General features: G+C 46.1%; 4 protein-coding genes and 1 tRNA gene. 2 read left to right on the top strand and 3 right to left on the bottom strand.

Annotation, left to right across the window (positions count from 1 at the left end; genetic code table 11):
- Window positions 1-113: 113 nt before the first annotated feature.
- The 3 genes from KIH43_RS08855 to uvrC form a co-directional block, all read right to left on the bottom strand.
- Window positions 114-189: transfer RNA gene (locus KIH43_RS08855), tRNA-Gly, on the bottom strand.
- 115 nt (window positions 190-304) lie between these two features.
- The gene (gene pgsA, locus KIH43_RS08850; protein WP_296970267.1) at window positions 305-880 is read right to left on the bottom strand and encodes a CDP-diacylglycerol--glycerol-3-phosphate 3-phosphatidyltransferase; all 576 of its coding nucleotides are present in this window, start codon (window positions 878-880) and stop codon (window positions 305-307) included.
- A gap of 34 nt (window positions 881-914) precedes the next feature.
- Window positions 915-2,831 (bottom strand): excinuclease ABC subunit UvrC, encoded by a 1,917-nt coding sequence (gene uvrC / locus KIH43_RS08845; protein ID WP_297719873.1) that lies wholly within the window; start codon window positions 2,829-2,831, stop codon window positions 915-917.
- On the opposite strand from uvrC, the gene earP reads away from it, so the two are divergent.
- Window positions 2,830-3,900: an elongation factor P maturation arginine rhamnosyltransferase EarP gene (gene earP, locus KIH43_RS08840; RefSeq protein WP_297719870.1), complete on the top strand. Its 1,071-nt coding sequence runs from the start codon at window positions 2,830-2,832 to the stop codon at window positions 3,898-3,900. The genes uvrC and earP overlap by 2 nt on opposite strands.
- Before the next feature lie 87 nt (window positions 3,901-3,987).
- Window positions 3,988-4,548 (top strand): elongation factor P, encoded by a 561-nt coding sequence (gene efp, locus KIH43_RS08835; RefSeq protein ID WP_296970261.1) that lies wholly within the window; start codon window positions 3,988-3,990, stop codon window positions 4,546-4,548.
- The last annotated feature ends 42 nt before the right edge of the window (window positions 4,549-4,590 follow it).

Raw genomic sequence — 4,590 nt, 5'->3', positions numbered from 1 at the left:
AGATGTGTATAAGAGACAGGTACGAAGCTTTGCAGGCTCCTGCCTAACCACTCGGCCAACGCGCCAAACTCTAGAACCAAAATGGGAAGCTTTTTAGGGCTTCCCATCGAATTTGGAGCGGGAAACGAGGCTCGAACTCGCGACCTCAACCTTGGCAAGGTTGCGCTCTACCAACTGAGCTATTCCCGCGTAACAGGGCGATAGTTTAGCAAACAATCGCCAAGAAAGCATTATTCCTTTGCAAAATGAAATGATTTTGATGCAATTTAGCCCGCCAAGCCTTTCTGGCTGGGGAATGTGGAAGTTAGTCGATTTTGCCGACCAACTGTGGCAATGCTTTCTTGAGGTAATAAAACATCGACCAAAGTGTTAAGAATGCTGCCACCCAAATCAGCCAAGTGCCCACACGAGCACAATCGAGCCAACCAAAAAGTGTGTCATTAATCAGCAAAAATGGTATCGCCACTAATTGAGCAGTCGTTTTTAACTTGCCCACCATATGTACAGCTACGCTTTTTCCTGCTCCAAGCAACGCCATCCACTCTCTTAGTGCAGAAATGGTGATCTCGCGCCCAATAATCACTAAAGCAACCCACACCTGAACGCGATCCATGTTGAGTAATACCAAGAGTGCTGCCGCAACAATTAATTTATCGGCAACGGGATCTAAAAACTGGCCAAATGCAGATTCTTGTTTTAAACGTCGCGCTAGAAAACCATCCAACCAATCTGTAATGGCAGCAGAGATAAAAATGATTGCCCCAATGATATTTTTTTCAAATGGCGTCAACCACGCACTTGGCAAATAAAAAACAATTACCAACAGCGGAATTGCTGCAACACGCAACCAGGTCAACGCGATAGGTAAATTAAATGGCATCAGCTAAGCATAAACCAAATGTGAAACCAGCAGACTAATGCAGCTGGCGATAAATTTGCTCTGCTAGAGTGCGTGATACACCCTCAACGCTGGCAATCTCCTCAATCGTAGCGTTTGCCACGCCCTTTAAACCCCCAAAACGGGCTAGCAACTTCTGACGACGCTTGGCACCAATGCCCTCAATCTCCTCTAAACGTGATACCGTTCTGGCCTTAGCGCGCTTAGCGCGCATACCGGTAATCGCAAAGCGATGTGCCTCATCACGAATCTGCGCCACCAAAAGAAGAGCTGCGCTATCGATTCCCAACTCGAGCGGCTTACGACCGTCTGCAAAGATCAGTGTTTCTAGGCCAACCTTACGGCCCTCGCCTTTTGCGACGCCCACGATCAAGTCTACATCCATGCCAAACTCTGAACATACTTGCCTTGCCATTTCTACCTGACCTTTGCCTCCATCAATCAAAATTACTTGTGGAACTTTTTCTGGTGGCAATTCTTGAAAGTTGGCATAACGTCTTTGTAAAACTTGGCGCATTGCTGCATAGTCATCGCCAGGGGTAATGTCATTAATGTTAAAGCGGCGATACTCACCAGATTGCATGGCATTCTTTGCATACACTACGCACGAAGCCTGAGTAGCCTCTCCTGAGGTATGGCTGATATCAAAACATTCGATACGCAATTGATCCAAACCTTCCAGATCCAGGCCAAGGATATCCACTAGGGCACGTGCCCTAGCTAGCTGACCACCCGTCTCAACTAAGCGCTTGGTTAAAGCAATCTTGGCATTGCCCTCAGCCATCGATAACCAGTGGCGCCGCTGACCATGGGGTTGATGCAAAAGAGTAATTTTTCTGCCGGCTTGAGCATTTAATAATGTATGTAAATCTGTAGCTGGATCATTGCTCGTTTGCGTTACATCGTCACTCACCGAATGCAGCGGGTGATTTAAGACAAGAACAGGAGGTATGAGATTGACCGAAGACCCATCATGATCAGGGGCATCTTCTAAATAATGCTGCGTAATAAAGGCCTCCAAAATTTCAGCAGGGGGCGGTAGCTCTCCTGAGCTTGTTCGCAAACCTTTTGGAAAATACGCTCGATCACCAAGATGACGTCCACCACGCACCATGGCAAGATTAACGCACACCATCCCTTCCATCTGCGCGACAGCAATGATGTCGACATCACCCTCACCATCGGCCACCGTATCCATCGCTTGCTGTTGCAACACACTTGAAAGATCGGCGATACGATCGCGCAATACAGCTGCCATCTCAAATTCCATCGCATCGCTATGGGCATGCATCTCTTTCTCAAGCTCGGATAGCACCCGCGTATGATCCCCCTCTAAGAATCGGGTTGCTTGCGCCACATCCTGCCCATACTGAGTGGCACTTAAACGCCCAACACAAGGAGCACTGCACCGATGAATCTGATGCAGTAAACAGGGTCGACTACGATTTTTAAAGACAGAGTCTTCGCAAGTTCTTAAACGAAATACTTTTTGCAAAATTTGTACGCTATTACGCACTGCCCAGCTATTGGGAAAGGGGCCGAAATAATGATTACGTTTATCCACCTTGCCACGATAGGAGGCAAGTCTAGGAAATTCGTGGCCGGTTAGCATCACATAGGGATACGACTTATCGTCGCGAAACAAAATATTAAAAGGTGGTGCCAGCTCTTTAATGAGATTGTTTTCCAGAATAAGCGCTTCGGTTTCAGTTCGTGTTACTGTTGTCTCATAACGAGCAATTTTTCCCACCATCAAAGCAATTCTGGGTGATAACTGTTTGCTCTGAAAGTAACTCGATACCCGTTTTTTAAGATTACGCGCCTTGCCTACATACAAAATGTTTCCCGCTTCGTCAAAAAAGCGATACACCCCCGGTAAACCGGGTAGCCGTTTAACATCCTGCTGAAGGGTTTCAAAAAGCGAATTACTCATGCGTTGGGATATTTTCTGCCAAATCGTAGATAACTATGGTGATGCCGGAGTTTGCTGGCGTCTAGCCAGAAGCTTATCAAGTCTTCATGGGCAAGAAGTGCGCATTTTTTGCGACGATCTACCAACCCTCAATTTACTCGCTTCTGGAACCCCATCAGCTATCAAAGAAAAAATTGATCTGCAACCTTGGGAGGCAAGTTACCACAACGCTAGGCATCCCGTCCAAACCCCTGATGTAGTCATTGAGGCTTTTGGCTGCGAACTTCCAGAGCGCTATCTTGCCGGATTATTTATTGCACCCATAAAACCCCTCATCATCAATTTAGAGTATTTGAGCGCCGAACCGTGGATCATCGATTTTCATGCAAAGCCCTCACCCCAGTCTCATGGCATTCCAAAGTACTTTTTCTTTCCAGGATTTCAAGAGAGTGTGGGAGGATTGCTTATTGATCCTATTCCTGCTGAGGGTCAGATCGTAGCCAATCACGTTCCCGAGCTTTTGCGCACCATTTGGACAAAATTACGTAGCAACGCTAAACGCATCAGCATCTTCTGCTACCCAGGCGCTCCTTTAAGAAAATGGCTTGAAAATTTAGCGACTCTAGAGATGGAGATCGATGTGATTCTGACTCATGGTCATTCAGAATTGCTAAATGTTTATGGAGAACAGCCTGTTGAACTTCCAAGCAATCTTCAATTGCTATCCATTCCTTTTGTTTCCCAAGATGAATATGACTGGGTTCTATCCCAATGCGATTTCAATATTGTGAGAGGCGAAGATTCATTTGTGCGCGCGCAATTGGCTGGCAAACCATTTATTTGGCATATCTATCGTCAAGAGGATCGTGCACATGAAGTCAAATTAGCTGCATTTTTAGATCTCTATCTTGAAAATACGAACTCCGAATTAAGGTTAGCAGTGATAGCCGCGATGACCTGGGCTATGCCAAGCGAATGGTTTAAATCCCTAAATGCATGGTCTACCCACGCCCTGGCTTGGCGCACCCAATTACTCAAAAACCAAGGGGATGGTGGCTTGGCGGCCCGTCTAATCCGGTTTACGTCCTAAGACCGAGCAGCAAAGGGCTACGGGCGGTTACAATCTTGGTTTTGATAAAAACCGCAGAAATACCTCTCTGCACCCAGGAATAGCAAGATGAAAACAGCACAAGAACTCCGCGTTGGCAACGTCGTCATGATTGGCGCAGATGCTATGGTCGTTTTAAAGGCCGAATATAGCCGCTCAGGACGCAACTCCTCCGTTGTCAAAATGAAATTTAAAAACTTGTTAACAGGCGCCCCTAATGAAGGTGTTTACAAAGCAGACGACAAGTTTGATGTAGTGATTCTGGACAAAAAAGAATGTACTTATTCTTATTTTGCCGATCCAATGTATGTTTTCATGGATGGTGATTACAACCAATACGAAGTGGAATCTGAATACATGGGCGATGCATTGAACTACCTCGAAGAAGGTATGCCATGTGAAGTAGTGTTTTATGAAGGCAAAGCACTTTCCGTTGCTATGCCAAATTCCTTAGTTCGCGAAATTACCTACACAGAGCCAGCAGTTAAAGGCGATACCAGCTCAGGCAAGGTATTGAAAACGGCTAAGTTGGCTACTGGCTATGAATTACAAGTTCCTTTGTTCTGCAACACTGGTGACAAAATTGAGATTGATACTCGTACTGGCGAATATCGCAGCCGTGCAAACTAATCGTCTTTGCAGATAAACAAAAGCCCGGCATGCCGGGCTTTT

Origin of the sequence: Polynucleobacter sp., from assembly GCF_018500155.2 — a bacterium.
Classification (GTDB): Bacteria; Pseudomonadota; Gammaproteobacteria; order Burkholderiales; family Burkholderiaceae; genus Polynucleobacter.
The sequence above is the reverse complement of the archived record's forward strand: the minus strand, read 5'-3'. Positions and strand labels throughout refer to the sequence as shown.